The sequence below is a fragment of the Brevundimonas sp. Root1279 genome, from assembly GCF_001425945.1.
Classification (GTDB): domain Bacteria; phylum Pseudomonadota; class Alphaproteobacteria; order Caulobacterales; family Caulobacteraceae; genus Brevundimonas.
Genome location: NZ_LMEB01000009.1, coordinates 20,690 through 47,366, shown reverse-complemented (window position 1 = coordinate 47,366; position 26,677 = coordinate 20,690). Strand labels below are relative to the sequence as shown.

Sequence of the window (26,677 nt, the reverse complement as noted above, 5' to 3'; positions counted from 1 at the left end):
TCGCCATGAACCAGCACACCGTCAAGGCCTACGGGGACGAGCTTAACCAGCTGACGGCCGAGGTCGCGCGCATGGGCGGCCTGGCCGAGGCGCAGGTGGCCGACGCCGTCGACTCCGTCGCCCGCCGCGACGTCGCCCTGGCCCGCGCCGTGGTCGACCGCGACGCCCGCCTGGACGGCATGCACCGCGAGATCGAGAAGAAGGCCATCCGCCTGATCGCCCTGCGCCAGCCGGTCGCCTCCGACCTGCGCCGCACTCTGTCGGCGATGAAGCTGGCGGTGGACCTGGAGCGCACCGGCGACCTGGCCAAGAACATCGCCAAGCGCGGCCTGATCCTCGCCGAGGGCGAGCCGATGCAGCTGCTGACCCGCTCGATCGAGCGCATGGGCAAGCTGGTCTCGATGCGCCTTCGCGACGTCCTCGACGCCTACGCCGCCGCCGAGGTCGATCGCGCCATCGCCGTCTGGAACACCGACGACGAGGTCGACGAGCACTACAACAGCCTGTTCCGCGAGCTGCTCACCTACATGATGGGCGACCCGCGCACGATCACCTCGTGCACCCACCTGCTGTTCATGGCCAAGAACCTCGAGCGCATCGGCGACCACGCCACCAACATCGCCGAGACGATCCACTACGAGATCACCGGCCTCGAGTTCACCGGCGAGCGTCCCCGCTGGACCCCCGACGAGGGTCCGAATGCCGTGCCCGCCGCCCATCCGGCCGCCGATCCCGCCCCCGCTCCCGCCCAAGACCAGTCGCCCGCCTGAATCCGGAGATATTCGACGTGCAGCCCTACGTTCTGGTGATGGAAGACGAGGACGCGCTCGCCACGCTCCTCCAGTACAACCTCGAAAAAGAGGGCTACAAGGTCGTGGTCGCCGCCGACGGCGAGGAAGGCATGCTCCAGATCGACGAGCGCCTGCCTGACCTGGTCCTGCTCGACTGGATGCTGCCCAAGCTCAGCGGCATCGAAGTCTGCCGCCGCATCCGGGGCAAGGCCGAGACCCGCAACCTGCCGATCATCATGCTGACAGCCCGCGGCGAGGAAACCGACCGCGTGCGCGGCCTCGACACCGGCGCCGACGACTACATGACCAAGCCCTTCTCGATGACCGAGCTGATCGCGCGCATCCGCGCCGTTCTGCGTCGCATCCGCCCGGGCCTGGCCGACGACCGCATCAACCACGGCGACATCGTCATCGACCGCGTCGCCCACCGCGTCCGCCGCGCCGGCAATGAGATCCACCTGGGTCCGACTGAGTTCCGCCTTCTGGATCACCTGATGCAGCACCCCGGCCGCGTGTTCAGCCGCGAACAGCTGCTCGACGCCGTCTGGGGCTCGGACGTCTATGTCGAGGCCCGCACCGTCGACGTCCACGTCGGCCGCCTGCGCAAGGCGCTCAACGTCGACGGCACCGTCAACCCGATCCGCACCGTCCGCTCGGCGGGGTATTCGCTGGACCTGGGGGGCTGACCGATCCCCTTCTCCCCTTGCGGGAGAAGGGGGCCGAGCGAAGCGAGGTCGGATGAGGGGTCGCACTGCAGCCGCCCTGTCCCCCTCATCCGACCTTGCTCCGATGAAGAAATGATCGGTCGCGAAGCGACCCCTAAAAGGGCTCGCCGATCCAGCCGCTCACCGCTCAGGATCAAGCCCCGCCCCCGTCGTGTCCTTCGTGCATCCTTCGTGCCCTTTGTGACGAACCAGCCGGCCGTGCCGCTCCACCACGGCCCGGAACTCGTCGCCTCACTCGGGAAGAAGGCGACTATTCCGTCCGCCCAACCCGCTGATTTCCCACGCCTTCCAAAAATCTCAGCGTCATAAGCGCGCCTGCCTTCGGCCCCGGCCTATCCTCAGGGCGTTCCGTCGTTGGGGAGGGCGCCAGGCGCCAGGGCCTTCGCGTGCGGCGGGATGCGATCGAGCGGGTTCATGCCGGCGGGGTACGTTAAACCGTCGGGCCCGGGGTCTGGAGCCCCGCCCGTCTCAGGCTTCTTGGTCGTGCGGGGATTAATCGGCATACGGCGCGCAAGCGCGCCGTTCGAGAAGGAAGCCCTCAGCGACACGCCTCCGAGTAACCGATCGCGCGGAGCACGGGCGGAAACGCCGAAAAAACATATCAGGGCCCCGTAACGCGAAAGCAGGGGCTCCTCGGTTCCGGGCCGATCCGCCCGTGCTCCGCGACCTCCCCTTCCGTCGCAACCGCGCCGGTCGACGATGACGCATGTCTGCATGGCATGGCATGGCGTGGCGCCGGCGCGATGACAGTCGCTTTTGATTGCGTCATCCTCCGGCAAGCCGCCTTAGCGGCGCCGACCGGGGGACGAGGCGGCGCCGGAGCGCCAGCGAAGGCGAAATCGTCCCGCCGCCGCGCTCCCTGAAGGCGCTGTCCCTCATTCACAGAGCCCGGTCCGGACGGACAGGCTTCACAGTCCCGTTAGACCCGCTACGGTCCCCCTCCTGATCAAAGACGGAATCCAGCCCATGCGTCGCCGCACCTTCCTGTCGACCCTGCCTGCGGGCGCGCTTCTGGCCGGCGCCGGGGCGGTCAACGCCCAGGCGGCGACGCAACAGCCGGCGGCTGGCGCGGCGCCCCCCGCTCCCGCCCGCGCGCCCGATCCCTTCGCCGGCGTCGGCATCGGCGACCGCATCACCGGGCCCAAATTTGTCGGCCGCTCGACGGTCTGGGGCGCCAGCGGCGCCGCCGCGACGGCCCATCCGCGCGCGACCCTGATCGGCATCGACACCCTGCGTCGCGGCGGCTCGGCCATCGACGCCGCCATCGCCATCAACGCTGCGCTAGGCTTCCTGGAGCCCGTCGCCAACGGCATCGGCGGCGACGCCTTCTGCATGCTGTGGGATCCGAAGCAAAAGAAGGTCGTGGGCTTCAACGGCTCGGGCCCCAGCCCCAAGGGCCTGTCGCTTGAGACCGCCCGCTCGAAGGCCCGCGACAACGGCTACCTGCCTTCCTATGGCGCGGTCACCGTCAACGTTCCGGGCACGGTCGACGCCTGGTGGAGCGCCCACCAGCGCTACGGCAAGCTGCCTTGGAAGGACGTCCTGCTGCCGGTCGCCGAGCTGTGCGAGGAAGGCGTGCCGATGCCGCAGGTCATCGCCTACTACCTCGAGCGCAACATGGCCGGTTTCGATCGCTCGGCCGCGATCATCGAGGAGAACGACAACCGCAAGAAGGTCTACGCCCCGGGCGGCCGGACGCCGAAGGTGGGCGAGATGTTCGCCAATCCCGACCTCGGCCGCACCCTGCGCCTGATCGCCGAGCACGGCCGCGACGCCTTCTACGACGGCCCGATCGCCGACCAGATCGAGCGCTACTTCAAGCGCATCGGCGGCTGGATGACCCGCGCCGACCTGGCCGCCCACGAGACCGAGTGGGTCGAGCCGATCCGCACCGACTATCGGGGCGTCGACGTCTACGGCCTGGGACCGAACACCCAGGGCCTGTCGACCAACCAGATCCTCAACATCTGCGAGAATTTCGACCTCAAGGGCATGGGCTTCCAGTCCGCCGCCTCGATCCACCATCAGGCCGAGGCCAAGCGCCTGGCCTTCGAGGACCGCGCCAAATGGTTCGCCGACGAGCGCTTCAGCCAGACCCCCGTCGAATGGCTGAACTCCAAGGCCTATGCGGCCGAGCGCGCCAAGCTGATCCGGCCCGACCGGGTCATGGACCGCGCCTTCCCCGGCGACGCCCCGACCCACGGCGACACCACCTATTTCAGCGTGGCTGACAAGGACGGGATGATGGTCAGCTGGATCCAGTCCAACTACCGCGGCATGGGTTCCGGTCTCGTCCCCGATGACGGCGAGGGCCGGACGCTGGGCTTCATGTTCCAGGACCGCGGCGAGTTGTTCGCCCTGACCGACGGCCACCCCAACGTCTACGCCCCCGGCAAGCGCCCCTTCCACACCATCATCCCGGGCTTCGCGTGCAAGGACGGCCAGCCGTGGATGGCCTTCGGCGTCATGGGCGGCGGCATGCAGCCCCAGGGCCAGGCCCAGATCATCATCAACATGGTCGACTACGGCCTCGATCCGCAGGAGGCCGGCGACAGCCCGCGCTGGCAGCACGAGGGCTCGTCCGAGCCGACCGGCCAGGCGGCCGAGGGCGTCGGCCTGCTGTTCCTCGAGAGCGGCGTGCCGGCGGCGTCCAAGGCCCAGCTGGAGGCCATGGGCTGGGTCCTGCGCGGCCCCAACGGCGGCTTCGGCGGCTATCAGAACGTGGTCATGCAGCAGAACGCCCGCGGCCCCTGGACCTACGGCGCGGCCACCGAAATGCGCAAAGACGGCATCGCCCTGGCCTACTGATGAGCGACACCACGATCGACCTGACTGGCCGCTGGACCGGCGTGTATTTCTACCCGCACGACCACGCCGACAACGCCAACGACAATCTGCCGGCGACGCCCTTCACGGCTGAGCTGTCGGACGTCGACGGCCATGTCACCGGCTCGACCGTCGAGCCGGACATGTTGGGGCCCAAGGGCGCGCCGCCCATTCCCGCGTCGCTCAAGGGCAACCATCACGGCGGGCAGCTTGTCTTCACCAAATTCCCGCGCGGCGGCGGTCAGACGCACACCATCGACTACGAGGGCGCCATCTCCGAAGACGGCTCCTCCATCGAAGGACGATGGGTCATTCACGGCGCCTGGTCAGGGACCTTCCGCATGAGCCGCCGCGACGTGGCCGCGACGCTCAAGACCGAGCAAACGACGACGGCCTAGCGAGCCAGGGCGCGATCGACCAAGACGTCGGCGGTCACCCCGTCCGCGCCGAAGGCCAGCCGCGGCCAGTCGGGGCTTAGACGCTCCAACGCCAGCATGATCCCCAGACCCTCGTCCTGGCTCCAGTGGGCGCCCCCGCCGCGAATGAAGGCCGTGGCGTCGTCGGGCGCCATCCGCCCGCCCTGCGGGTGGATCAGCCAGGTCCAGGCGGCCCAGTTGCCCGTGCCCTCCAGGGTCAGGAAGACATCGTCGGCCTCGGCGTATAGGGCCTCCTCGCCCGTGAACCAGCGGTCCCGCCGGGTCCGCATCGCCCCGGCCGCCTCGGCCAGCACGAGCCGCGCCCCGTCGGCGTCCCGGGCTCGCGCGGCCCGATAGTAGAGATCCCGCTCCGCCGCATAGGCCGCCGCGTAGCCGGCCCGCGCGCCGAACCGGTTCTGCACCACGTCGTCATCCGAGTTCTCCGGAAGACCACGCGCCAGCAGCCCGTCGATCCGCTCGCCCAGGCCCTCGGCCTGCTGCGAATGGGCGAACTCGTGCATGAAGACGACCATGGCCATCAGGTTCGGATCGCGCGGCTCGCTGCGGTCCGCCCGCCAGACCGACGGCAGCGCCATGATGAAGAACATCCGCCCGTCCGACAGCGGCGAGGCGAAGGCCAGCCGCTCGGCGGGGACGCTGTTTCCGTCGGGCAGCGGGACCCGCCCCCGATGCGGCACGCCCCGCGTCCGGTAGCGCCGCTGGCCTACGGCGAAGTCGCCGCGCCGGTCCGGCGTCAGGGTGTAGGCGCAGCCCTGGTCGAACAGGGTGATCACCGGCGTCACCGGCCGCGCCATCTGCAGCCGCTCGCGGTCCAGCCGGTCCCACGACGCCAGCGCCTGGGCCGTCCACGCCCGCGGCTCACCCTGGAACCGGCACGGCGGCGGCTCCACGGGCGTAGCGGACAGGGCGAAAGCGGACAGCAGGGCGGCGAGCATGGCCGCATTCAATGTCCGGCGCCGCTTCCGGTTTCAAATGAACTCGCGGTCAGGCTACTCCGCCTGCACGTCCTCGGGCTCAAGGGCGTAGACCGTGGCGCAGTACTCGCAGGTGACATGGATCTTGCCGTCCGGCTCGACCATGTCCGCGCGATCCTCGGGGCTGAACGAGGACAGCACCGCCCCGATACGGTCCTTCGAACAGCGGCACTGGGCCTTCAGCGCCCGCGGGTCCTCCAGCCGCACGCCGTCCTCATGGAACAGGCGGAACAGCAGGGTCTCCGGCGTGATGGTCGGGTCCAGCAGCTCGTCGTCGGCCAGGGTCTGGAACAGGGCGCGGCTGCGCTCCCACGCCTCCTCGGTGCTGCCGCGCGCGTCATCGGCGGCGATCACCTGGATCATCGCACCGCCCGCGCGCCAGCTGGCGCCCGCGCCGCTGTCCAGCGAACCGACCGCGAGGCGCACCTTGGTCGGGATCTGTTCGGACTGCTCGAAATAGTGCTCGGCGGCCAGGGACAGGCTCTCGCCCTCGATCGGGGTGATGCCCTGGGTGCGTTCGAAGTCGGGACCGCGGTCCAGGGTCATGACGAACACCCCCTGCCCCAGCAGCGTCTTGGCGCCGGGCCGTGAGAAGCCCTGCGACGCCGCCGCGACCTCGGCCTCGTCGAAGCGGCAGTAGCCGCGCAGGTGACCCTGGGTGTCATAGTCGGCCACGACATAGCGGACCGGGCCGTCGCCCTGGGCCTGGACGATCAGGCGGCCCTCGAACTTCAGGCTGGAGCCGATCAGGGCCGCCAGGGCGCAGGCCTCGCCGAGCAGGGCGGCCACGGGCTCCGGATAGGCGTGGGCCGACAGGATGGCGTCGATGCTCTCGCCCAGGCGGACCAGGCGGCCGCGGACCGGCCAGCCCTCGATCTGGAAGGCGGCGGCGAGGTTGTCGCCCAGGGGGGCGGAAGGCGTGGCGGCGGCGGGCGCGTGATCGGTCACGGCGGGTCCTCGAGAGGGCGGAATTCGGAAGGCCGCCTACATAGGCGCCCTGCGCGAACTTGATAAGACCCGTCGCCCGCCGAGCCCGCCCGGCCGACCCTCAGGTGGCGGCTCCGGGTTTTCCGAGCCTTGCCCGGGCCTGGAATGACAGGGATATAGGATGCCCCGCATAACCTCCGACCGGCGGCCTCATGACCAAAGCGACCCTCAAGCCCCTGAACCAGCAGGCGATCGTCATCACCGGCGCGACCTCGGGGGTCGGTCTGGCGGTGGCGCGCCGTGCGGCCCGGGCCGGGGCGTGCGTCTTCCTCATCGCCCGCGGCGAGAGCGACCTGAAGGCCCTGACCGAGGAGCTCCAGGCCACCGGCGCCCGCGCCGCCTGGGCCGTGGCCGACGTCGGCGACTACGACGCCCTGTCCGAGGCGGCCGACAAATGCCGGCGCCTGTTCGGGGGCTTCGACACCTGGGTGAACAACGCCGGGGTGTCGATCTTCGGGGCCATCCGCGAGACCCGGCTGGAGGATCAGCGCAAGCTGTTCGACACCAACTACTGGGGCGTCGTGAACGGCTCGCTGGTGGCGGCGGACCGTCTGCGCGAACGCCCGGGCGGCGGGGCCATCATCAACGTCGGCTCCATCCTGTCCGACGCGCCGATGCCAGTGCAGGGCGTCTATTCAGCGTCGAAGCACGCGGTGAAGGGCTTCACCAACGCCCTGCGCATGGAGCTTCTGCGCGAGGGCGCGCCGATCACCGTCAGCCTGATCAAGCCGGCCGCGATCGACACCCCCTACAGCAAGCACGCCCGCAATCTCACGGGCCAGGCGATGCACAACCCGCAGCCGGTCTATGCGACCCACGTCGTGGCCGACACCATTCTCTACTGCGCCTCGCATCCGATCCGGGAAATCACCGTCGGCGGCGGCGGACGACTGATCGCCAGCTTCTACGCAGCCGTTCCAGGCGTGGCGGAACCTCTTCTCGCCCGGTTCGCTCCTAGCCTCATGCGGGACCGTCGTTCCGCCTGGCAGCCGGACGAGGACGGGCTCTACGATCCGACCGAGGACGGCCTCGACGAAGAGGTCTACTACCCCATGGTTCGACAGTTCTCGGCGCTTGCCGAAGTCCGCAAACACCCGGGCATCACCGCCGGAGTCATCGCGATCCTGGCCGGCGTCGGGCTCGCCACCCTCCTGCTGAACCAACGCACCGGGCCGACCCGGTTCGAGACGATCCGCCATCGCGTCAGCCCGCGCCGCTGGATCGACTCCTCGGGCCTGCGCGAGCGTTTCGACGATCTGGCCGAAAACGTGCGGCATGGGCTCGAGGGCGTTAGCGAACGCGCCTCCGACTTTGGCGACGAGGCCCGGCACCGCTCCGAGCGCTTCTTCCACGACGCGCGGCACAATTCGCGCAAGGCGCTGAAGAAACAGGGTAAGTGGGCCAAGCGCCACGCCCATGAGGCCGGCGACTACGCCCGGGAGCACGCCCGCGAAGGCGGAACCATCCTGGCGCTCGCCACCCTGGCGGCCGTCATCGGCGCCGCCGCACTCGATGCCCAACGGCCGGACAGCAAGCTGCGCAGCCTCGGCAAGTTCTAGAACCCGCCGCCTCCCCATTGCTGCAAGTGCGAAGGTCGGCCAAGCTCGACCCATGACCGCGCGCCCGACCTTCGTCTTCGACTTCGATTCGACCCTCGTCCGGATTGAAACCCTCGAGGCTCTCGCCGACCTGGCGCTCGAGGGGGCGACCGACGCCGCGACAATCCGGGCCGAGATCGGCAAGCTGACGGACCAGGCGATGGCGGGCGAGGTCCCGTTCGGCGAAGCCCTGCGTCGCCGACTGGCCCTGCTGCCGCTGACCCATGATCACGTGCGGGCGCTGACGGACCGCATCCTGGACGAAGGCACGCCGTCGGTGCGCAAGAACCTGGCCTTCTTCCGCGCCAACGCCGCCCACATCGTCATCATGTCCGGCGGCTTCCGCGAGATCATAGCCCCGATCGCCGAGCGGCTCGGCGTGGCGCCCGAGCGGGTGCTGGCCAACGATCTGCTCTATGACGCCGAAGGCCGGGTGACGGGCGTCGACGACGCCAATCCCCTGTCCCACGCGGGCGGCAAGGCGAGCGCGCTGAAGGCCCTCGCCCTGCCCGGACCCGTCGTCATGATCGGCGACGGCTGGACCGACGCGGAGGTCAAACAGGCGGGCGCGGCCGATCGCTTCTACGCCTTCACCGAAATCGCCCGCCGCCCGACCGTCGTCGCTGCGGCCGACGGCGAAGCCGCCTCAATGGATGAACTGCTTCACGCCGAGGGCCTGACCGGGCGCTGGTCCTATCCTCGCAGTCGCATGCGGATCCTGCTGCTCGAGAACGTCCACCCCGCCGCCGTCGAGCGGCTGGAGGACGCCGGCTACACCGTCGAAACGGTGAAGGGCGCGCTGGACGAAGACGATCTGATCGCCCGCATCAAGGGCGTGCATGTCCTCGGCGTGCGCTCCAAGACCCAGGTCAGCGCGCGGGTGCTGGACGCGGCCGACAAGCTGATGGCCGTGGCCGCCTTCTGCATAGGCACCAACCAGATCGATCTCGCCGCCGCTTCGGATCGCGGCGTGGCGGTCTTCAACGCCCCCTACTCCAACACCCGCTCGGTGGTGGAGCTGGGCGTCGGCGTCATGATCGCCCTGATGCGCGACGTCACCGACAAGTCGGCGGCCATGCACAAGGGCGTCTGGAACAAGTCGGCCACCGGTTCGCGTGAACTGCGCGGCAAGACCCTGGGCATCGTCGGCTACGGCGCCATCGGTTCGCAGCTCTCCGTCCTGGCCGAGAACCTGGGCATGCGGGTCATCTTCCACGACCTGACCGAGCGGCTGGCGCTGGGCAACGCCCGCCGCATGCACTCGCTCGACGCCCTGCTGGCCGAGAGCGACGTGGTCAGCCTGCACGTCGACGGCCGGACCGAGAACGCCGCCCTGATCGGCGCCGCCCAGCTGTCGCGGATGAAGCCTGGCGCCCTGCTGCTCAATCTGTCGCGCGGCCATATCGTCGATGTCGGCGCCCTGGCCCAGGCGCTCGGGTCCGGACGGATCGGCGGCGCCGCCGTCGATGTCTTCCCGGAAGAACCGGCCACCAACGCCGATCCGTTCGACAGCCCCCTGCGCGGCCTGCCCAACGTCATTCTGACGCCCCACATCGGCGGCTCGACCGAGGAAGCCCAGGAAGCCATCGGCGAATTCGCCGCCGAACGCCTGCTCGCCTACCTCAACCGCGGCGACACCACCTTCTGCGTCAACCTGCCGAACGTGCAGCTGGCCGAGGTCTCCGGCGCGCACCGGATCCTGCACATCCACCGCAACCAGCCGGGCGTCCTGGCCGAGCTGAACCGCGCCCTCGCCGCCGCCGGCCTGAACATCCTGGGCCAGCATCTTAAGACCGACGAACGGACCGGCTACGTCATCACCGACGTCGATCGGGACTACGATCCGGCCTCCCTGCGCGCCCTGAGGGGTGTTGCCGGAACGCTGCGCTTTAGAATGCTGCACTGAAAGCTTCCCCGACGGCGCCTTGCGCGCACGGAAAACGGGCGCAGAGTGTCCCGCAACGGTCGCAAATGACGACCGAGGGAGGATCACAATGTCTCGTTTCCTGCGCAACGCGGCCGCCGCCGCGCTCGCCGTCGTCGCTGTCAGCGCCGTGGCTTCCGCCGCCAGCGCCCAGAGCTATGGCCGCCTGGTGGTGTTCGGCGACAGCCTGAGCGACAACGGCAACCTATACGCCCTGACCGGCAACCCGACCTCGCCGCCCTACTACCAGGGCCGATTCTCAAACGGACCGGTCTTCACCGAACTGCTCGGCTTCAACGCCGGCCGCTATACCGCCGGCGCGCCGGTGACCGGCAGCGTCAACTACGCGTTTGGCGGGGCCCGCACTGACATGTCGGCCATGCCGCCCGGAATGCGCCTGCAGCTGCAGGCCTACACCGGCGCGGGCGGCGTCTTTGGCCCGAACGATCTGGTCAGCGTCCTCGGCGGCGCGAACAACCTCTTCCAGGCCATTCCGGCCGCGGGCGCCTCGGCCAACCCCACCGGCGCGATCGCGCCGGTCGCCCAGGGCGCCGCCGCCGACATCAACTTCATCGTCAACAGCGTTGCGACCGCCGGCGCCGGCACCGTGCTGGTGACCAACCTGCCGCGGCTCGGGATCACGCCTCAGTTCAACCAGGGACCGGGCCTGCCGGCTTCGCCGCTGGCGGACTATGCCGGCACGACCTTCAACTCAGCGCTGCTGAACGGCCTGATGGTGACCGCGGCCAACCAGCCGAACACCAACATCATCCTGATGGATCTCTACAAGATCAGCGATCCGCTCGCCGCCAACCCGGGCCGCTTCGGCCTGACCAACGCCCGCGACGCCTGCTTCAACGGCGTCACGGTTTGCGCCACGCCGGACACCTACCTGTACTGGGACGGCGTTCACCCGACCGCAGCCGGCCACCGCCTGATCGCGATGCTGGCGAACGACTACCTGTACTACGGCGACCTGGGCGCCCAATCGACGGTGCAGGGCGAGACCGCCTTCCGCCAGCGTGAGGACCTGCTCGATCTGGCCGCCGAGGGCCTGAGCGGCCGCACGGCTTGGGAGCCGGGCTCCAGCATCGGCTTCACCGTGCTGGCCGACAGCGTCTCCACGGACGCACGCGGCTTCGTGGCGGCGGCCGATGCGACCGGCTGGGGTGGTCGCGTCTCGATCGACCATGCGCCGACGGGCAACATGCGCTTCGGAATGGCGGGGACCTTCCGCACCGCCGAGGTCGAGGCCGGGCCGATGGACTTCGACCTCGAAAGCTACGCCTTCGACCTCTACGCCGCCTGGCGCCAGGACGACATGTTCCTGAACGCGGCCGTCGGCGGCTCAATCGACCAGTACGACGAGATCACGCGCGTGACCTCCCTGGCCCCGATCGTTCATAGCGGCACGACCGACGGCGGCAGCCTGGGGGCCCGGATCCAGGGCGGCATGTGGTTCGATGCGGGCGGTATCGCCCTGTCGCCCCGCGCGGCCATCTCCTGGGTGTCCAGCGACGTCAACGGCTACACCGAGCAAGGCGTCGCCGCCCAGTACGCCTACCAGGACCGCAAGGTCTCGGCGGTCGCCGGCGAGATCACCCTGCGCGCCGAGGGCTCCGGAGAGGCCGGCAGCTTCTGGATCGAGGGCGGCTATCGCGACGCAATCAGCGACAGCAGCGACCCGGTCCGGGTCGGAATCACCGCCAACCCCGCCCAAATTCTCGAGCGTGAGATCGAGGATCCGTTCGGCGGATCGTTGATTGCGGCGGTCGGCGTTGAGTGGGAAATGGGCCCCGGCGCGCTCGCATTCGGCTATCACGGCCGCTTCGGCGAGCACGCAGACAGCCATCTGGGCGCACTGACCTACACCATCTCCTTCGAGTAACAGCCGGACTTTCCGGGGTAAGCGGGGGCGCGGGGCCGAAAGGCTCCGCGCCCTTCTCACATGCGCTGAAATTTCTGTGATCCGTCCGTCAGTTATGGTTCCCAGCCTGCGACGTCCTGCCACCCCCTAGGGCGCTTTTCCGCCCCAAAGTCGCCCGGTGTCATCCCTAGACAGCAGGTCTTCCCGGTCGCCGGCCGTGATGCGTCGCTTGTTGTGCGGCTCGTCGGCGCCACCCATCGCTCAGAGAGCCCGAAAAGACGGAGACGACGCCGCACATGCGACGCCTGTACCCGAACGCACGGTCGTTCCTCACCCATTCCGGCCAAGCGGCCCTCCTCGGCGTTGTCGCCGTTTTCGCTATGGCCTTCGCTCCCCTCGAACCCACGCCCTACAACACCACCGCCGAACCCTACGCCGTGCCTGAAGCCCCGCCGGTCACCGCCGTGGCCCGTCCGGCCGGTCCGCTGACCCGCCTGATGGCCTTCGTCGAGCCGGTGAAGGGTCGCGCGATCAACTCGGCCTACGGCCTGCGCCGCCTGGCCACCGAAGCTCACGCCCGCCGCCACAAGGGCGTCGACATCGCCGCCCCGACCGGCACGAGCGTCTTCGCCTCGGCCGAGGGCGAGGTTCTGCGCACGGGCTATGACGCCGGCGGGTACGGCCGCTTCATCGAAGTGCGTCACCCGAACGGCATGAGCACCCTTTACGCTCACCTGAGCCGCGTCGACGTCCACACCGGCGAGGCGGTCACCGCCGACGAGCGCATCGGTCTGGTCGGCACCACCGGCCGTTCGACCGGCCCGCACCTGCACTTCGAAGTCCGCCGCGGCGGCGAGCAGGTCAATCCGGCCGCCATCCTCGGTCAGGAGTTCCAGGTCGAGATTCCGGCGACCAACGTCTGATTTCCGACTTAACGCCCACGGTTTCTTCACCCCTTTCGCGGATCGTTGTCCGCGGAAGGGGACCGCTTGGGCCAAATCGTCGACAACCTTGCGATACTGATGGACTGGCGCGGGACGCTGGGCCTCGCCGTTGGAGCCCTCGCGGGCGCCGCCGGCGGCTATGCCCTGCGCGCCAAGCCGCGGCGTAAGCAGGCCTCGGGCGGCGGCCGCCTGGACGACCTGGCGCTCGACCAGATCCGCGAGGCGATCGACGCCATGCCGGACGGCCTGGCCTTCTATGACGCCGAAGACCGCCTCGTGCTTTGGAACAGCCGCTATGACGAGGTGAACCCCGAGCTGTCGTCCAACCTCCAGGCCGGAATGACCTTCCGCGAGATCATCCAGATCGGCCTCGACCAAGGTCTCTATGCCGAGGCCGCCGGCCGCGAGGAGGAATGGATCGCCGAGCGCATGGAGGCGCGCCGGGCCCTCTCAAACATGATGGAGCAGCGCATCGCCGGCGACCGCTGGCTGCGCGTCGCCGACCGCCGCACCGCCGCGGGCGGCATCGTCACCGTCTGCACCGACATCACCGACCTCAAGAATCACGCCCGCGCCCTGGGCGAGGCGCGCGACGCGGCCCAGCAGGCCAATGCCGCCAAGAGCCAGTTCCTGGCCAATATGAGCCACGAGATCCGCACGCCGCTGAACGGCGTCATCGGCGTGGCCCAGGCCCTGGCTAATACCGACCTGTCGCCCCAGCAGGTCGAGATGCTCGAACTGATCCGCTCGTCGGGCCGCACCCTGCAGGTGCTGCTCAGCGACATTCTCGACCTGGCCCGCGTCGAATCCGGCCGCCTGGAGCTGTCGATCGAGCCCTTCGACCTCGGCCGCGCCGTCCGCGAGTCGGCCCAGCTCTATGAGGCCAGCGCCCGCGAGAAGGGCCTGCAGTTCTTCGTCGAGATCTCGCCCGAGGCCGACCGCTGGATCGCCGGCGACGTCGTCCGCCTCAAGCAGATCCTGACCAACCTTGTCTCCAACGCGGTCAAGTTCACGGCCGAGGGCTTCGTCAGCCTGACCGTGGACGCCGGCCCCGACGACGCCGGCGGCGCGACCCTGCGCTTCTCAGTCGAGGACACGGGGATCGGCTTCAGCTCGCAGACCCGCGACCGCTTGTTCAGTCGCTTCGAACAGGCCGACGGAGCAATTACGCGCAAATTCGGCGGCTCCGGCCTCGGCCTGGCCATCTCGCGCCAGCTGGCCGAGATGATGGGCGGCCACCTGGACTGCGAAAGCGAGCCCGGTGGCGGCTCGGCCTTCATCCTGACCGTGCCCTTCCGCGCCGCCCAGGCGCCGGTCGCGGCAGGCCCGGCCGCCAGCGATACAGCCGTCGAGCACGCCACGGTCCGCGTCCTGATGGCCGACGACCATCCGGTGAACCGCCGCGTCGTCGAGATGATCCTGGCCCAGGTCGACGTGGCCCTGACCTCGGTCGAGGACGGCGCCCAGGCCGTGCAGGCCGCGCGCGAAGGCGACTACGACCTGATCCTGATGGACATGCAGATGCCGGTCATGGACGGCCTCACCGCCACCCGCGAGATCCGCCTGCACGAGGCGGCCCTGGGCCTGACCCGGACGCCGATCGTCATGCTCAGCGCCAACGCCCTGCCGGAGCATATCGCCTCGGCCGAGGCCGCCGGCGCAGACCGCCACCTGGCCAAGCCGTTCGACGCGGCCGAGCTGCTGGACCTGGTTATCAACCTGCCCCGCACCCTGGCCGCGTCCATCGCCGCCTGAGGCGACTATTCGTAGCCGTGCGCGGCCTCGTTGATGACCTGTAGCGGCATGGCGGAGAAGTCGACGCTCAGCGGCCGGACCGACTTGGCCTGAAGCGTCTTGATGACATGCTCGAGCCTGCGCCGGACCTCGCGCTCGGCCTCGGTCGTGGTGTCGAGGTTCAGCGGTGCAAGGCAGAAGTCGATGATCGCCTGCGGTCGGGTCATGGGTTCCATGGTCTGTCTCCTGTTCAAGCGGCCTGGAATTGGGCGGTTTCGGTGGAGTCCTTGAGCGCCGTCGTCGACGACTGGCCGTTCGAGATGACCGTGGCCACCTGGTCGAAATAGCCCGTGCCCACCTCGCGCTGATGCCGCGTGGCGGTGTAGCCGCGGGCCTCGTTGGCGAACTCGCGCTGCTGCAGCTCGGAATAGGCGGCCATCCCGCGGTCGCGGTAGCCGTCGGCCAGCTCGAACATGCCGTTGTTCAGGCTGTGGAAGCCGGCGAGGGTCACGAACTGGAATTTGTAGCCCATGGCCCCCAGCTCGCGCTGGAACTTCGCGATGGTGGCGTCGTCCAGCCGGGCCTTCCAGTTGAAGGACGGCGAGCAGTTGTAGGCCATCAGCTTGCCCGGGTGCTCGCGCTGGATCGCCTCGGCGAAGTGGCGGGCGTCGTCCAGATCCGGATGCGACGTCTCCCACCACAGCACGTCGGCGTATTGCGCATAGGCCAGGCCGCGGGCGATGCAGTGGTCCAGCCCGGTCCCTTCCTTGAGGCGGTAGAAACCTTCCGGCGTGCGCTCAGCGCGATTGATGAAGGGGTGGTCGCGCTCGTCGATGTCCGAGGTGATCAGCTGGGCGCTCTCGGCGTCGGTGCGCGCCACCGTCAGGGTCGGCGTGCCCATGACGTCAGCGGCCAGGCGGGCGGCGATCAGATTGCGCTCATGCGCCTGGGTCGGGATCAGCACCTTGCCGCCCAGGTGGCCGCACTTCTTCTCGGAGGCTAGCTGGTCCTCGAAGTGGACGCCCGCGGCGCCCGCCTCGATGAAGGCCTTCATGATCTCGAAGCTGTTCAGCGGGCCGCCGAAACCGGCCTCGGCGTCAGCAACGATCGGAACGAACCAGTCCCGCTTGTTCCCGCCCTCGGCGTGTTCGATCTGGTCGGCGCGTTGCAGGGTGCGGTTGATGCGGCGACACAGCTCCGGCGCGGCGTTGGCCGGGTAGAGCGACTGGTCCGGGTACATGGCGCCGGCGGTGTTGGCGTCGGCCGCCACCTGCCAGCCCGACAGATAGATGGCCTTCAGCCCGGCGCGGACCATCTGCATGGCCTGGTTGCCGGTGACGGCGCCCAAGGCGTTCACATAGGGCTCGTCATGCAAAAGTTGCCACAGGCGGTTGGCCCCGCGCTCGGCCAGGGTGTGGGTGATCGGCACGGAGCCGCGCAGCCGCAGGACGTCCTCGGGCGTATAGGGCCGTTCGACGCCGTCGAAACGGCCGGCCGGCGAAGGAACGAGATCGGCGAAGCTGGTCATGAGCGGTCTCTGCTGGCCGCCGACGGGAGCGCGGCGGGTCGAGATGGAGCAGACCACGCCCAAGTCACGATTTATACGCCATAGCCCTCATCGTTCGCGTCATTGAGTCACAAGATGACATGTCTTGTTAAGTCATATTATGACATCGTACAGAGATGGAGATCGCCGCCGATCGCAAGCTGTTCCTGGGCGGCCGCCTGAAGCGGCTGCGGCGGGACCTGGCCCTGACGCAGACGGCCATGGCCGCGGATCTTGGCGTTTCTCCGAGTTATCTCAACCACATCGAACGCAACCAGCGGCCCGTTTCCGCCCAGTTGCTGCTCCGCCTGGCCGAGACCTACGACGTCGACCTGCGCACCCTGGGCCAGACGTCCGGCCCCGCGACCGAGGCCGAGCTGGCCGAGGCTTTCGCCGATCCCCTGTTCCAGGGCCTCGCTGTGCCGCGTCACGAGATCGTCCAGCTGGCCGAGGACCAGCCGGCCGCCGCTGACGCCCTGCTGCGCCTCTACCGCGCCTTCACCGACCGCCGCGCCCGCGACCGGGCCGAGGCCGATGGCGCGGGCGGCCCCGGGGAGGGCCCCGCCGACTGGGTCCGCGACTACGTCCAGGGCCGGCGCAACCACTTCCCCGAGCTGGACCTGCTCGGCGAGGCCCTCGCCGCCGCGCTCGGAGAGGGCAGCCCGGGCGAACCCTTCGAGACCCGCGCCGCCGCCCGCCTGCAGGCCCTGCACGGCCTGACCGTGCGCACCCTTCCGGCCGAGGTCATGGTCGAGTGGACGCGCCGTTTCGACCCGCACCGCAAGCGCCTGCTGCTGTCGGACGCCCTGGCCCCTTCCTCCCGCGCCTTCGCCGTCGCCTATCAACTGGTCGTTTCCGAGCATGAGGCCGAGATCAACGGCCTGGTCGCCGCCGCCGCGCCGCCCGACGAGCCCACGCGACGGCTCCTGAAGGTCTCTTTGGCCAACACTCTCGCCGCCGCCGTCCTGATGCCCTACAGCGCCTTCCAGGCCGCCGCCGAGGCCTCGGGCTACGACCTGGCCCGGCTGCAGGCCCGCTTCGGCGTCAGCTACGAACAGGCCGCCCACCGCCTGACCACCCTGTCGCGCCCGACCGCCCGCGGCGTGCCCTTCTTCCTGATGCGGGTCGACCAGGCCGGCAACATCTCGAAGCGCTTCGCCTCGGGCGCCTTCCCCTTCTCGCGCTTCGGCGGGGCCTGTCCGCGCTGGCGGCTGCACGCGGCCTTCCGGACGCCGGGCCGGGTCGTCACCCAGATCGTCGAGACGCCCGACGGCGGTCGCTGGTTCACCCTGGCGCGCACCGTCGACCGCCAGGGTCAGGACGCTTTCGGCGAGGGCCAGGACCTCGCCATCGGCCTCGGGTGCGAGCTGAAGCACGCCCACCGCCTGATCTACGCCCGTGGCCTCGATCTGGCCGCGCCGGAGGTGACGCCCATCGGCCCCGCCTGCCGCCTGTGCCATCGCCACCCCTGCGCCGAGCGGGCCGCACCGCCGGTGGACCGGCCGCTGGCCGTCGACGACTGGGCCAAGTCGGTCAGCCCCTACCCGTTCGCTACGTCTCAGGCCTGAACGGCTTGAGGCGCAGCTTGCTGCGGTGGCCGTTCGGGGCCTTTTCACCGTCAGGGGTCATGCCGCGGAAATAGGTCTTCTGCCAGCCCTGCTGCGCGGCCTCCGGGTCGGCCTTGGCCAGCCCTTGGTTGAAGCTGTTGCGGCTGGCCGACCACGCCTTGTGCTCACGCGCCAGGTCCGGGTCGCTGTCCAGGTGCCGCGCCACCGGGTCGATCGCTTCCAGCGAGCCGCGGCGGATCGGGAAGATGTGGCAGAAGGGCTCGTCGACCTCGAACCGCACGCGGTAATCCGGGCGGGTGAAGAGCCAGTTCATGGTGAAGGTGTAGGGCGACCAGTCCGCCTCGACCACGCCGGTCAGGGGCGCGATGCCGTCCTTGGGCCGATTAAGCGGGCCGGTCACGAACAGGTCGTAGCCCGGGTCAGCCCGGAACAGGCACGGCAGGTGGAAGGTCAGCGCCCCCTCTCCGAAGTGGCTGACCGCCGGGGAGACCTGCCCTTCGTCCGCCTTCACCTCGACCCCCGCCGTATGCGACTTGCCGTCCCAGATTGCGCTGAAGCCCGCTGTGCACAGGATCTCCCAGCCATGAGCGTTGGCGATGTTCAGCGGCAGGCAGCGATAGGCGAAGCGGTTTGGGCTGGCGTCCATCCACGCCCGCTCCAGCGGCGCCGGCCGAATGCGCAGTTCGTGTCCATCGAGGACGAAGGCGGTGAGCCCGCCTGAGCCGACTGGCTCACCGGACGACGCGGACTCCAAGGCGTCCGCCGAGGCTTCGATATCGCTCGTACCCAAGATCTGTCCCCCACTCACCGAGAGGTAGGCGCTCAACGTCGGGTCAACTGGGCGTCGAACTCCGCCCCGACTTGAGCACATCCTGACTCTTCCCAACGATCAACGCGCGATCTTGGAAAACGATGTCATACTCGTTCGAGAAATGACGTCGCCCGTCAACCGGCGGTATTCTCGATCCGGGGCCGAAATCACCCGTGGTCGCGTCAGCCTTCCGCTGTAGTCGGATCAATGGTCGCGCGGATCGGCACCACGCTGTCCGCCGGAAGCCCCGCCATCTCGGCGTGCTGACGGATCAGATCCTCGCTCGGGGCGCGGTAGAGGCAGTAGATCTTGTGTTCGGTCACGAAGCTCTGCACCCACTGGATGTCGGTCCCGAGCTGGCGGAGCACGTCGCAGGATCCCTGGGATGCGGCTTTGAGGTCGTCGGGTCCGAGGTTCCCCACCCCCGGCATCTCTCGCTCAATCACGAACTGCGGCATGGTCATCCCTCCTGTCGTGGAGCCGATGTCGTGCGCCCGCCAGGCAGGCGTGTCCAGCGTCACCGATCTAGGTTCGTTCTAGCCCGCGCATGGACGCTTCAAGCTCCCCGCGCATCACCGCCCTCAGGCGTGCGGGCGAGACGATCTGAACCTGCTCGCCCCAGGTGAACAGGTGCCAGGCCAGCTCGCGCATGCCCGAGGCGCGGAAGCGCACCACGACGCCGCCGTCCGCCTGGTCTTCGACGGTCTGGGTCGGGTGCCAGCGCCAGGCCCGCGCCTCGGCCGCGCCCTCGGGCGAGATGCGGAGGACCACGTCTTCGATCTCGTCCTGATAGATGCCGAAGGACTGGCTCGCGAAGGCCTGCAGGTCGAAGTCGGCGGGCGGCGACGCCACGCCGTCTTCAGCCCGCACCGCGCTCATCCGGTCGAGGCGGAAGGTCTGGATGCGGCCGCTCTCGCGGTCGGCGGCGACCAGATAGTTCGCCCGTCCGAACATGACCCCGCACGGGGCTGCGCTGCGCCGCCGCGCCTCGGCCCCGGGCCGGCTGTAGATGAAGCCCAGCGGCTGACCGGCCAGAACGGCCTGGCGGATCTCCGCCAGCACCGCCTCGTCGGCCGACGGTCGCGGCCCCGCCTGAACGGCGATGGTCTCGGCCCGCACCAGCGCCTCCAGATCGGGCGCCAGGCGGTTCAGCGTCGTCGACCGCATCGCCGACTTCAGCTTGCGCTCCAGCCCCTCCAGCCCAGCCGCACGAGCCGGCTCGCCCGTGGCGCGCAACCCTTGCGCCGCCTTGGTCAGCTCGACCAGCTCCTCCGTCGTCGGGGCCTGCTCGAACGCTGACAGGCCGCCGCGGATGCGCCAGCGCTTGTGCGGCGGGTCGGACACCTCCTCGGCCTGCGGGAACAGCATCAGCACGGCGTCGCGCATGCGCTCGGCGGTCCGCCGGCCGACCTCCATGTCGCGGGACATGTCGTCCAGAGTCAGTCCTTCGGCGCTGGCGGCCATGCGCCGCGCCAGATCAATCACCATCGCCGCCTTGTCGTGCCTCATCTACGGACGATGGCATGCGACCGCTTCTGGCGCAATTCTGTACAGCTCAGGCCGTACCGCTCCCCACCCTAGGGTCAGACCGGATGGGGGCGATGGCCGAAGCCTGCCAGCGTCCCAACGGCCGCATCCCGCGGCGCAGGACGGGAGTCGTCGTCATGTCCAACAGTTCCGGCGCGGGCGCCGCCCCTTTTCCCTTCGTCCATAGCTTCCTGACCCAGGCCTGGTGGGCGCTGCTGCTGCGCGGCCTGTTGTCGATCGGCTTCGGCGTCCTGGTCTTCACCCTGCCCAAGCACACCCTGCTCGGCCTGGTCCTCTTCTACGGCGCATATGCGATCGTCGACGGCCTGTTCTCAATCGGCGGGGCTTTCCGCAGCGGCGCATCCGGGCGCATCTGGCTGATCCTCAGCGGCCTGATCAGCATCATCGCCGGCCTCGCCGCCATGGCCTGGCCAGGGCTGACCGCCGTGGTCTTCGTCTGGATCATCGCCTTCTGGTCCGTGGTGCGCGGCTTCGCCGAGATCTTCATGGCCGTCAGGCTGCGCAAGGAAATCTCCAACGAGTGGGTGCTCATCCTCGCCGGCCTGGTCTCGGTCCTGTTCGGCATCGCCCTGTTCTCGAGCCCGGTCTTCGGCGTGGTCGTGATCATGTGGATGATCGGAGCCTGGGCCGTCCTGTTCGGCGTCCTGTTTGTCATTCTCGCCTTCAAGGTCCGGTCCGCGCGGAAACGCATCAGCTGAACGATACGACCGTTTCTGACGTATCCATGGCGAAAGGTAGGGGCATCGAGATTGACCCCCTTCCGGAGTTCACGTCATGGCCCGCCGCTTCGCTCCCCGTTACGCCGTCGCCGCTTCGCGTTACCTGATCGTCCCGTGCGAGGCTGACGGCTGCGGCGATCTGGCGGTCATCTGGGACCGCCTGGAAGAGCAGGTCATCGACGTGATCGACGCCAGCCTGTCGGCGCGATACGCCGACGAAGACGCCCTGTGGGACGAGGCCCGCCCGGCCTTCGACCCTGCCGAAGACTTCCGCCTCGCCGCCTGATCCGCCGCCTCCGCTTGCGGTCCCGCCTGCGGACCGCTAGCCCTCCTGAAGTAGCGGGAGGACGGCATGAATACGGCGACGCAGACTGCGGACGGGACGCGACTGGTGAACAGCGCCCTCGCCGCCTTCCAGGCCCGCGAACGCGACGACGCGGCCTATCTGCTGGCCAAGGCCATCCAGGCGGATCCGCCGCTCGGCCAGCGCTGGGCCTCGATCTCCCGCCTGGCCGCCACCATCGGCGAGATCACCCTGGCCCTGACGGCCGCGCGCAAGAACATCCTCGCCGCCCCGACCATCGAGTCCCGCCTCGCCTACGCCCAGCTGCTGATCCAGTCGGGCCGTACCGAGGACGCCCTGCGCGAAGGCGCCGCCCTGGTCCGCGAACGCCCCAATGATCCGTCGGCGCTGCACTTCCTGGCCACCTGCCAGGTCCAGCTCGGCGACCACGACGCGGCCATGACCAACCTGCGGCGCGCCATCGCCCTGCCGAACGTGGCGCTCGGGGCCGAGAACGCCTGGCACGTCATCGCCGACATGAAGAAGTTCACGGCCGACGATCCCGACATCGCCGCCATGGAGGCCCTGCTCGGTCGCATCGGCACGTCGGAGGCCAACCGCCAGAGCCGCATCGTGCTGCTGTACGCGCTCGGCAAGGCGCTGGATGACGCCGGCGACACCACCCGCGCCTTCGCCTGCTTCGACGAGGCCGCCAGGCTGCAGAAGACCGACAGCACCTTCAACGCCGACCTGGCCGACGCCTTCGTCGATGCGATCGTGACCGGCTACGACAAGGCCTTCATGGACAGCCTGCCGAAGAGCACGGTCGACAGCGATCGGCCGATCTTCGTCCTCGGCCTGCCGCGCTCGGGCACCACCCTGGTCGAGCAGATCCTGGTCAGCCATTCGCAGGTCGTCGACGGCGCCGAGGCCAACCTGTTCCGTCCGGCCTCGATGGCGATCAAGGGCTACACCCCCGATGAGGTGCGCCAGTCGTTCAATCGCCCCGACGCCGCCGCCCTGCCGAACCGCATCGCCAAGGCCTATCTGCACCTGCTCGACGAACGTTTCGGCAAGTCCGGGCGCGTCGTCGACAAGACGCTCAACCAGACGCGCTATCTCGGCCTGATCCACCAGATCCTGCCCAATGCGAAGCTGATCTGGCTGCGGCGCGCGCCGGCCGGCATCGCCTGGTCCTGCTACCGCACCCGCTTCGCCAAGGGAGTCGACTGGACCCGCTCGCTGACCGACATCGCCCGCTACTTCAAGGGCGAGGACCGGCTGCACGCCCACTGGTCCAAGGTGCTGGGCGACAACCTGCTGACCGTCCCCTACGAAGCCCTGGTCGACGATCCCGAGACCTGGATGCGCAAGATCATCGCCCACGCCGGCCTGGAGTGGGAGGACGGCGTGCGTGACTTCCACAAGACCGAACGGGCCGTGACCACCGCCAGCTTCGCCCAGGTGCGCAAGCCGATGTACGCCTCGTCCAAGGAGGCGTGGAAGCGCTACGAGACCCAGCTCAAGCCCTTCTTCGACGCCTACGGCAAACCCTAGGCCGGGTATTTCGCCCGGGTCCGCGCCACCGACCGTTCGGCCAGTTCGCGCAGGACGGTCGGATCGACGTCGGCCAGCGAGTTGAAGTAGAGGCAGGCCACGCTGGTCTTGTGCTTGCCCAACCGCGCCAGCAGCTCGGACTGGTCCGCCAGGTCGAAATACATGACCATCTGCGCCTTGCGCGGCGAGAAGCCGACGATCGGCCAGTCCCCGGTCTTCAGCCGGCAGCTGCCGTAGCCGACGATCGACGGCCCCCACATCACCGGCTCGAGCCCCGTCACCTCGGTCAGCATGGCCTGCACCACCTCGGCGTCGGCGCGGCGGCGCGGGTTCTCCACCGCCGCGATGAAGTCCGCGACCGGGACGTCGGTCGGCCTGGTCTTGGGTTCGCTGGCCATGGGCGCTCCTTTGGCCGTCAGGCTATCATGGTTCCGACCACGTGAAGCCCATGGCGCGGAGTCGCTCGTCGGTCAGACCCAAGAGGCGGCTAGCGAGGGCGAAGTCCTCGGGCGAGAGGTCTCTCACCAGTTGGTCCACGCAGGCCGGCCGGGTGAGCGGCTCCCCGTCCGACCCCAGCGGCTCGATCCGCTCCGCCTGGGCGCCCCAGACCGCGTCCAACGCCGCCAGCCGCCGCAGCCACTCAAGCCGCGGCTGGTGATCCTCCGGCCGGGTGCGGTCCAGTTCGATGGACTCGCCGTCCGCAAAGACCAGCCGGTAGTCGACCGAGGCCCAGCGCCGGGTCCGGGGATTCTCCCCGATCCGATGGCGGTTTGAGTTGATGCGCCGGTAGCAGGACGTCTCGACCCGCTGCACATCGGCCGGCAGATAGATGCGCGGCTCGCCCCCGTCGCGGATCTCGATCCGATCCGACCAGACCGCCACGCCCTGATCATGCGCCAGGGCGAAGCTCGCGACGCCGAGGAAGACGCCCACCGCCGCCGTCGGCAGGATGATCGGGACCACGCGTTGGGTACGGGCGCCGTAGATTGCGGACGCAACCAAGCTAATCAGAACCAGCGGCACGCCGATGAGGGTGACGGGCGGCGACCCCAGCCCCCACTCGAACACCGCACCGGCCATCCACGCGGGCGTAAATAGCGCGTGCAGGCCCCGGGGCAGCATGAAAGCGACGACAGCTGACAGCACGAAGGCCATCGAGAAGGCCGTGAAGGCCGCCTTCGGCCGGCTCTCGATTTTTCCAGGTTCAGGGTTCATCGCGGGCGTAAATCATCTCCGCCTTAACGCGCCGTCATTGCGCACCCGTGCGGTACGCCGATCGGCTTCGTGGGCGGCACCCCGTTGCGGTTCATCTGCGCCGCCAACAGCGGATAGCGGCTGCTGTCGAAGGTGGGACTGATCAGATACTGCATCAGGGTCGGCAGGCCCTCCGGCCGGTCCAGGGGTCGCAGCAGGTCGGCGGCCGCCGCCGCGTCGCCGGCCAGCTGGGCGGCCAGCCAGCGGTTGTTCAGGTCCCCCTCCCGGTCGATCCGCGCCCGAATGTCGGCGGCGTCCGCGATCCGCCCCTCCGCGCAGGCCTGACGCATGGTGGCCAGATCGCGGGTCTCGCGCGGCAGTTGGGATGCCTCGATCTTGGGGAGCAGGGCCGCCGCCTCGCCGGTCCGCCCGGCCCAGATCATCGCCCGATGCGCCTGGTACTGGGTGATGGCATGATCGGGACGCAGGGCCAGTTGCTCCCGGGCGCGCTGCACGGCGTTGTCGAGGTCCAGCGACATCACCGAGACGGTGATCGCGCGCGACCTCGGATTGCCCTCCTGAACCGACAGGGTGTGGATCCGCTCGGCCGCGCGCCGCATCCAGGCCCGCTCGCCCGCATAGGCGGCCAGATCGCCCATGTCCTCCCAGGCGTCGATGTCGCGCGGCCGCGCCGCCAGATACTGGGCCATCAGCCGGTGCGCGGTGCGGAACTGCAGGTCCATCGAGGCGCGCCCGGCCCGGTATTTCAGACTGTCGGTCTCGTTCGAGCTGGTGGCGATCGCTGCGTCGACCCGCTCGATGTAACGCGCCAGCCGCTCGGCGTCGGGCACATTGGCGCGCGTCGCGGAGTCGATGCGGGTGGCGTTGCCGAACCATGTCTGGGCCGCCTTCCAGTGGGCGGCGGCGAACTGGGGGTCCAGCTCGCGCGCCCGCTCATAGGCCTCGGCGGCCTCCTCGGCGTAGGTCTGGTCGCCGTCCTGGAACTGCCTCTGGTCGGCCGCCAGGCCCCGCAGATAGGCCTCGTGGGCCTCCACCGATCGGGTCCCCGCCGCCACCATCACCCGCAGCCGCGCAGGGTCCGTCACCGTCTTCAGCGACGAGGCGATCTGGAAGGCGATGTCCTCCTGGATCGAGATCACGTCGCGCACGTCGCTGTCATAGCTGTGCGACCACAGCTCGACCCCGTCGGCGGCCCGCACCAGCCGCACCGTCACCCGCACCTGGTCGCCCGCGCGTCGCACCGAGCCCTCGAGAAACTGGGCCGCGCCCAGCCGCTTGGCCACCTCCTGCCCGTTCAGCCCCTCCCGGACCATGTTCGCCGCCGAGGTTCGCGACACCAGCCGCAGGTCTGGCGCCCGGGCCAGGGTCGACTGCACCTCTTCGGCCAGACCGTCGGCGAACCAGCGCTGGCCGCCCTCCGGCGACAGGTCCTCAAAGGGCAACACCACCAGCGACTTGGGCTGGACCACCGACACGGTGGCGACGGGCTCGGGATCGTTCTGCAAGCGGTCGACCGCGACCCAGACGACGCCTGCGACCAACAGGGCCACGCCGGCGCCGATCCCCGTCCAGGCCCGCCAACCCGGGCGCAGACGCCCAGCCTTTGCAACCACCGGGGGCGGCGGCGGCCCTGCTTCCGGCTCATCGGCCTGCCGCACCGGCAGCAGGAAGCGATAGCCCCGCCCGTGGGCCGTCTCGATGAAATGCGGCTGGCGCGCCTTGTCGCCAATGGCCTGGCGCAGCTCCTTAACGGCCGTGGTCAGCACCGCCTCGGACAGGGTCAGTCCGGGCCAGACGCGGGCGAACAGCTCGTCCTTGGTCAGCAGGGTCTGCGGCCGCTCCATCAGCACCCGCAGGAGGTTGAACGCCCGCCCGCCGAGCCGGGCCGGGGTCCCGTCCACCGACAGCCGCTCGTCCTTGAGGTCGAGGCAGAGGCTTTCGGCGATCAGGTAACGCTCGCTCATGGCGTCGCTTCAATCCCGCGCTGTCGGGCCCCGACCGCCCCTTTTCCGGTCCCCCTCAGAACTCCCTCAGAATACGCCGCTCCGCCAAACCGCGCCACCGCGGGCTCCAGACCCGAATGCGGGGGCGGAAAATGATCAGGAACTCTCCAGCCCATCCTCAGGACCCAGAGGCCAGTCCGATGGGAAAAAAGCGTCGACCCGGCGCTCCCAGCCGCGTCCTGCCAATGGAACAGTTCGATGATCCCGACGCCCTTCCCGAACGAGCCCGCACACCCCGTCCATCGCGGCTCGATCCCGCTGCGCGCCGCCTTCTGCGGCCTCCTCGCCGCCCTCGCCGGCGGCGCCCTGGCCGTGCCGCAACTGGCCAAGGCCGACGAAGTGTTGCGGGTGATCGTGCCGTACCGCGACCTGGACCTGGCCTCGCCGCAGGGCGTCGCCGCACTCGATCACCGGGTCAGGGCGGCGGCCCGGACCGTCTGCCGCCGCGCGGACTTCACCTTGAACGCGGTCTCAAACCCCCACCGCTGCATGCGGGCGGCCATTCGCGACGCCCAGCCTCAGATCGACGAGGCGGTCTCACGTCAGGCGGTGCTGACGGTGTCCGTGCCGTCGCGCGCCGGGGCGCGGTGAGCCGTGCGGGGGCGGCGGGAGACCCGTCG

24 protein-coding genes are annotated in these 26,677 nt (G+C 69.5%); 14 read left to right on the top strand and 10 right to left on the bottom strand.

Annotation, left to right across the window (positions count from 1 at the left end; all coding sequences use genetic code 11):
- The first annotated feature begins 5 nt into the window (after positions 1-5).
- From phoU to ASC65_RS13575, 4 genes are all read left to right on the top strand, one after another.
- The gene (gene phoU / locus ASC65_RS13590; protein ID WP_082526062.1) at positions 6-770 is read left to right on the top strand and encodes a phosphate signaling complex protein PhoU; all 765 of its coding nucleotides are present in this window, start codon (positions 6-8) and stop codon (positions 768-770) included.
- Between the two features lie 17 nt (positions 771-787).
- Positions 788-1,477 carry a phosphate regulon transcriptional regulator PhoB gene (gene phoB / locus ASC65_RS13585; RefSeq protein ID WP_056454343.1) on the top strand — a complete coding sequence of 230 codons (690 nt, stop codon included), beginning with the start codon at positions 788-790 and terminating at the stop codon, positions 1,475-1,477.
- Positions 1,478-2,482: 1,005 nt separating this feature from the next.
- A complete protein-coding gene (locus tag ASC65_RS13580) occupies positions 2,483-4,324 on the top strand; it encodes a gamma-glutamyltransferase family protein (protein WP_056454340.1) in 1,842 nt (613 codons plus the stop codon).
- Positions 4,324-4,740 (top strand): hypothetical protein, encoded by a 417-nt coding sequence (locus ASC65_RS13575; RefSeq protein ID WP_056454336.1) that lies wholly within the window; start codon positions 4,324-4,326, stop codon positions 4,738-4,740. The genes ASC65_RS13580 and ASC65_RS13575 overlap by 1 nt, the downstream gene beginning before the upstream one ends.
- On the opposite strand, the gene ASC65_RS13570 is transcribed toward ASC65_RS13575, so the two are convergent.
- Positions 4,737-5,714, bottom strand: coding sequence for a hypothetical protein (locus tag ASC65_RS13570; RefSeq protein ID WP_056454334.1), 978 nt, complete (start codon positions 5,712-5,714; stop codon positions 4,737-4,739). The genes ASC65_RS13575 and ASC65_RS13570 overlap by 4 nt on opposite strands.
- Before the next feature lie 54 nt (positions 5,715-5,768).
- A complete protein-coding gene (locus ASC65_RS13565; RefSeq protein WP_056454331.1) occupies positions 5,769-6,701 on the bottom strand; it encodes an Hsp33 family molecular chaperone in 933 nt (310 codons plus the stop codon).
- A 191-nt stretch (positions 6,702-6,892) separates the two neighbouring features.
- Between ASC65_RS13565 and ASC65_RS13560 the strand changes: the two genes are divergently transcribed.
- The 5 genes from ASC65_RS13560 (at position 6,893) to ASC65_RS13540 (ending at position 14,828) form a co-directional block, all read left to right on the top strand.
- A complete protein-coding gene (locus tag ASC65_RS13560; protein ID WP_056454328.1) occupies positions 6,893-8,299 on the top strand; it encodes an SDR family oxidoreductase in 1,407 nt (468 codons plus the stop codon).
- Between the two features lie 52 nt (positions 8,300-8,351).
- Positions 8,352-10,244, top strand: a complete 1,893-nt coding sequence (serA, locus tag ASC65_RS13555; RefSeq protein WP_056454325.1) for a phosphoglycerate dehydrogenase — start codon at positions 8,352-8,354, stop codon at positions 10,242-10,244.
- 88 nt (positions 10,245-10,332) lie between these two features.
- On the top strand, positions 10,333-12,150 hold the full coding sequence (locus ASC65_RS13550; protein ID WP_056454322.1) for an autotransporter domain-containing esterase: 1,818 nt from the start codon (positions 10,333-10,335) through the stop codon (positions 12,148-12,150).
- A 359-nt stretch (positions 12,151-12,509) separates the two neighbouring features.
- Positions 12,510-13,052 carry a M23 family metallopeptidase gene (locus ASC65_RS13545; protein ID WP_235561501.1) on the top strand — a complete coding sequence of 181 codons (543 nt, stop codon included), beginning with the start codon at positions 12,510-12,512 and terminating at the stop codon, positions 13,050-13,052.
- Positions 13,053-13,118: 66 nt separating this feature from the next.
- Positions 13,119-14,828 (top strand): ATP-binding protein, encoded by a 1,710-nt coding sequence (locus ASC65_RS13540; RefSeq protein WP_235561500.1) that lies wholly within the window; start codon positions 13,119-13,121, stop codon positions 14,826-14,828.
- A 5-nt stretch (positions 14,829-14,833) separates the two neighbouring features.
- On the opposite strand, the gene ASC65_RS13535 is transcribed toward ASC65_RS13540, so the two are convergent.
- Together ASC65_RS13535 and aceA are read right to left on the bottom strand one after the other, a co-directional pair.
- Positions 14,834-15,043: a hypothetical protein gene (locus tag ASC65_RS13535; RefSeq protein WP_056454316.1), complete on the bottom strand. Its 210-nt coding sequence runs from the start codon at positions 15,041-15,043 to the stop codon at positions 14,834-14,836.
- A 14-nt stretch (positions 15,044-15,057) separates the two neighbouring features.
- A complete protein-coding gene (aceA, locus tag ASC65_RS13530; protein WP_056455228.1) occupies positions 15,058-16,335 on the bottom strand; it encodes an isocitrate lyase in 1,278 nt (425 codons plus the stop codon).
- A gap of 155 nt (positions 16,336-16,490) precedes the next feature.
- On the opposite strand from aceA, the gene ASC65_RS13525 reads away from it, so the two are divergent.
- Positions 16,491-17,921 carry a helix-turn-helix domain-containing protein gene (locus ASC65_RS13525; protein ID WP_056454313.1) on the top strand — a complete coding sequence of 477 codons (1,431 nt, stop codon included), beginning with the start codon at positions 16,491-16,493 and terminating at the stop codon, positions 17,919-17,921.
- Here the strand turns inward: ASC65_RS13525 and ASC65_RS13520 are convergent.
- The 3 genes from ASC65_RS13520 to ASC65_RS13510 form a co-directional block, all read right to left on the bottom strand.
- Entirely contained in the window at positions 17,905-18,711 is an 807-nt protein-coding gene (locus ASC65_RS13520) for a DUF6065 family protein (protein WP_235561499.1), read from the bottom strand. The genes ASC65_RS13525 and ASC65_RS13520 overlap by 17 nt on opposite strands.
- Positions 18,712-18,914: 203 nt before the next feature.
- On the bottom strand, positions 18,915-19,190 hold the full coding sequence (locus tag ASC65_RS13515) for a DUF4242 domain-containing protein (RefSeq protein ID WP_056455224.1): 276 nt from the start codon (positions 19,188-19,190) through the stop codon (positions 18,915-18,917).
- 67 nt (positions 19,191-19,257) lie between these two features.
- Positions 19,258-20,241 carry a helix-turn-helix transcriptional regulator gene (locus ASC65_RS13510; protein WP_056454310.1) on the bottom strand — a complete coding sequence of 328 codons (984 nt, stop codon included), beginning with the start codon at positions 20,239-20,241 and terminating at the stop codon, positions 19,258-19,260.
- Between the two features lie 155 nt (positions 20,242-20,396).
- On the opposite strand from ASC65_RS13510, the gene ASC65_RS13505 reads away from it, so the two are divergent.
- From ASC65_RS13505 to ASC65_RS13495, 3 genes are all read left to right on the top strand, one after another.
- Entirely contained in the window at positions 20,397-20,978 is a 582-nt protein-coding gene (locus ASC65_RS13505) for an HdeD family acid-resistance protein (protein WP_156459672.1), read from the top strand.
- A gap of 76 nt (positions 20,979-21,054) precedes the next feature.
- Positions 21,055-21,285, top strand: coding sequence for a hypothetical protein (locus tag ASC65_RS13500; protein WP_056454307.1), 231 nt, complete (start codon positions 21,055-21,057; stop codon positions 21,283-21,285).
- A 66-nt stretch (positions 21,286-21,351) separates the two neighbouring features.
- Positions 21,352-22,839: a sulfotransferase family protein gene (locus ASC65_RS13495; RefSeq protein WP_056454304.1), complete on the top strand. Its 1,488-nt coding sequence runs from the start codon at positions 21,352-21,354 to the stop codon at positions 22,837-22,839.
- Here the strand turns inward: ASC65_RS13495 and ASC65_RS13490 are convergent.
- The 3 genes from ASC65_RS13490 to ASC65_RS13480 are packed head-to-tail and all read right to left on the bottom strand — an operon-like array spanning position 22,836 to position 26,018.
- Positions 22,836-23,237: a DUF1801 domain-containing protein gene (locus tag ASC65_RS13490; protein ID WP_056454301.1), complete on the bottom strand. Its 402-nt coding sequence runs from the start codon at positions 23,235-23,237 to the stop codon at positions 22,836-22,838. The genes ASC65_RS13495 and ASC65_RS13490 overlap by 4 nt on opposite strands.
- A gap of 25 nt (positions 23,238-23,262) precedes the next feature.
- Complete coding sequence (locus tag ASC65_RS13485) at positions 23,263-24,054, bottom strand: hypothetical protein (RefSeq protein ID WP_056454298.1); 792 nt, start codon at positions 24,052-24,054, stop codon at positions 23,263-23,265.
- Positions 24,055-24,077: 23 nt separating this feature from the next.
- Positions 24,078-26,018 (bottom strand): winged helix-turn-helix domain-containing protein, encoded by a 1,941-nt coding sequence (locus ASC65_RS13480; protein ID WP_056454295.1) that lies wholly within the window; start codon positions 26,016-26,018, stop codon positions 24,078-24,080.
- Between the two features lie 237 nt (positions 26,019-26,255).
- Here ASC65_RS13480 and ASC65_RS13475 point away from each other — a divergent pair, with 237 nt between their 5' ends.
- A complete protein-coding gene (locus ASC65_RS13475) occupies positions 26,256-26,648 on the top strand; it encodes a UrcA family protein (protein ID WP_056454292.1) in 393 nt (130 codons plus the stop codon).
- Positions 26,649-26,677: the final 29 nt, after the last annotated feature.

Coding starts and splice junctions, on each gene's coding strand:
- phoU (WP_082526062.1), top strand. CDS start 6: ATGAACCAGCACACCGTCAAGGCCTACGGGGACGAGCTTAACCAGCTG.
- ASC65_RS13580 (WP_056454340.1), top strand. CDS start 2,483: ATGCGTCGCCGCACCTTCCTGTCGACCCTGCCTGCGGGCGCGCTTCTG.
- ASC65_RS13575 (WP_056454336.1), top strand. CDS start 4,324: ATGAGCGACACCACGATCGACCTGACTGGCCGCTGGACCGGCGTGTAT.
- ASC65_RS13570 (WP_056454334.1), bottom strand. CDS start 5,714: ATGCTCGCCGCCCTGCTGTCCGCTTTCGCCCTGTCCGCTACGCCCGTG.
- ASC65_RS13560 (WP_056454328.1), top strand. CDS start 6,893: ATGACCAAAGCGACCCTCAAGCCCCTGAACCAGCAGGCGATCGTCATC.
- serA (WP_056454325.1), top strand. CDS start 8,352: ATGACCGCGCGCCCGACCTTCGTCTTCGACTTCGATTCGACCCTCGTC.
- ASC65_RS13550 (WP_056454322.1), top strand. CDS start 10,333: ATGTCTCGTTTCCTGCGCAACGCGGCCGCCGCCGCGCTCGCCGTCGTC.
- ASC65_RS13545 (WP_235561501.1), top strand. CDS start 12,510: ATGGCCTTCGCTCCCCTCGAACCCACGCCCTACAACACCACCGCCGAA.
- ASC65_RS13535 (WP_056454316.1), bottom strand. CDS start 15,043: ATGGAACCCATGACCCGACCGCAGGCGATCATCGACTTCTGCCTTGCA.
- aceA (WP_056455228.1), bottom strand. CDS start 16,335: ATGACCAGCTTCGCCGATCTCGTTCCTTCGCCGGCCGGCCGTTTCGAC.
- ASC65_RS13525 (WP_056454313.1), top strand. CDS start 16,491: ATGGAGATCGCCGCCGATCGCAAGCTGTTCCTGGGCGGCCGCCTGAAG.
- ASC65_RS13515 (WP_056455224.1), bottom strand. CDS start 19,190: ATGCCGCAGTTCGTGATTGAGCGAGAGATGCCGGGGGTGGGGAACCTC.
- ASC65_RS13510 (WP_056454310.1), bottom strand. CDS start 20,241: ATGAGGCACGACAAGGCGGCGATGGTGATTGATCTGGCGCGGCGCATG.
- ASC65_RS13505 (WP_156459672.1), top strand. CDS start 20,397: ATGTCCAACAGTTCCGGCGCGGGCGCCGCCCCTTTTCCCTTCGTCCAT.
- ASC65_RS13500 (WP_056454307.1), top strand. CDS start 21,055: ATGGCCCGCCGCTTCGCTCCCCGTTACGCCGTCGCCGCTTCGCGTTAC.
- ASC65_RS13495 (WP_056454304.1), top strand. CDS start 21,352: ATGAATACGGCGACGCAGACTGCGGACGGGACGCGACTGGTGAACAGC.
- ASC65_RS13490 (WP_056454301.1), bottom strand. CDS start 23,237: ATGGCCAGCGAACCCAAGACCAGGCCGACCGACGTCCCGGTCGCGGAC.
- ASC65_RS13485 (WP_056454298.1), bottom strand. CDS start 24,054: ATGAACCCTGAACCTGGAAAAATCGAGAGCCGGCCGAAGGCGGCCTTC.
- ASC65_RS13480 (WP_056454295.1), bottom strand. CDS start 26,018: ATGAGCGAGCGTTACCTGATCGCCGAAAGCCTCTGCCTCGACCTCAAG.
- ASC65_RS13475 (WP_056454292.1), top strand. CDS start 26,256: ATGATCCCGACGCCCTTCCCGAACGAGCCCGCACACCCCGTCCATCGC.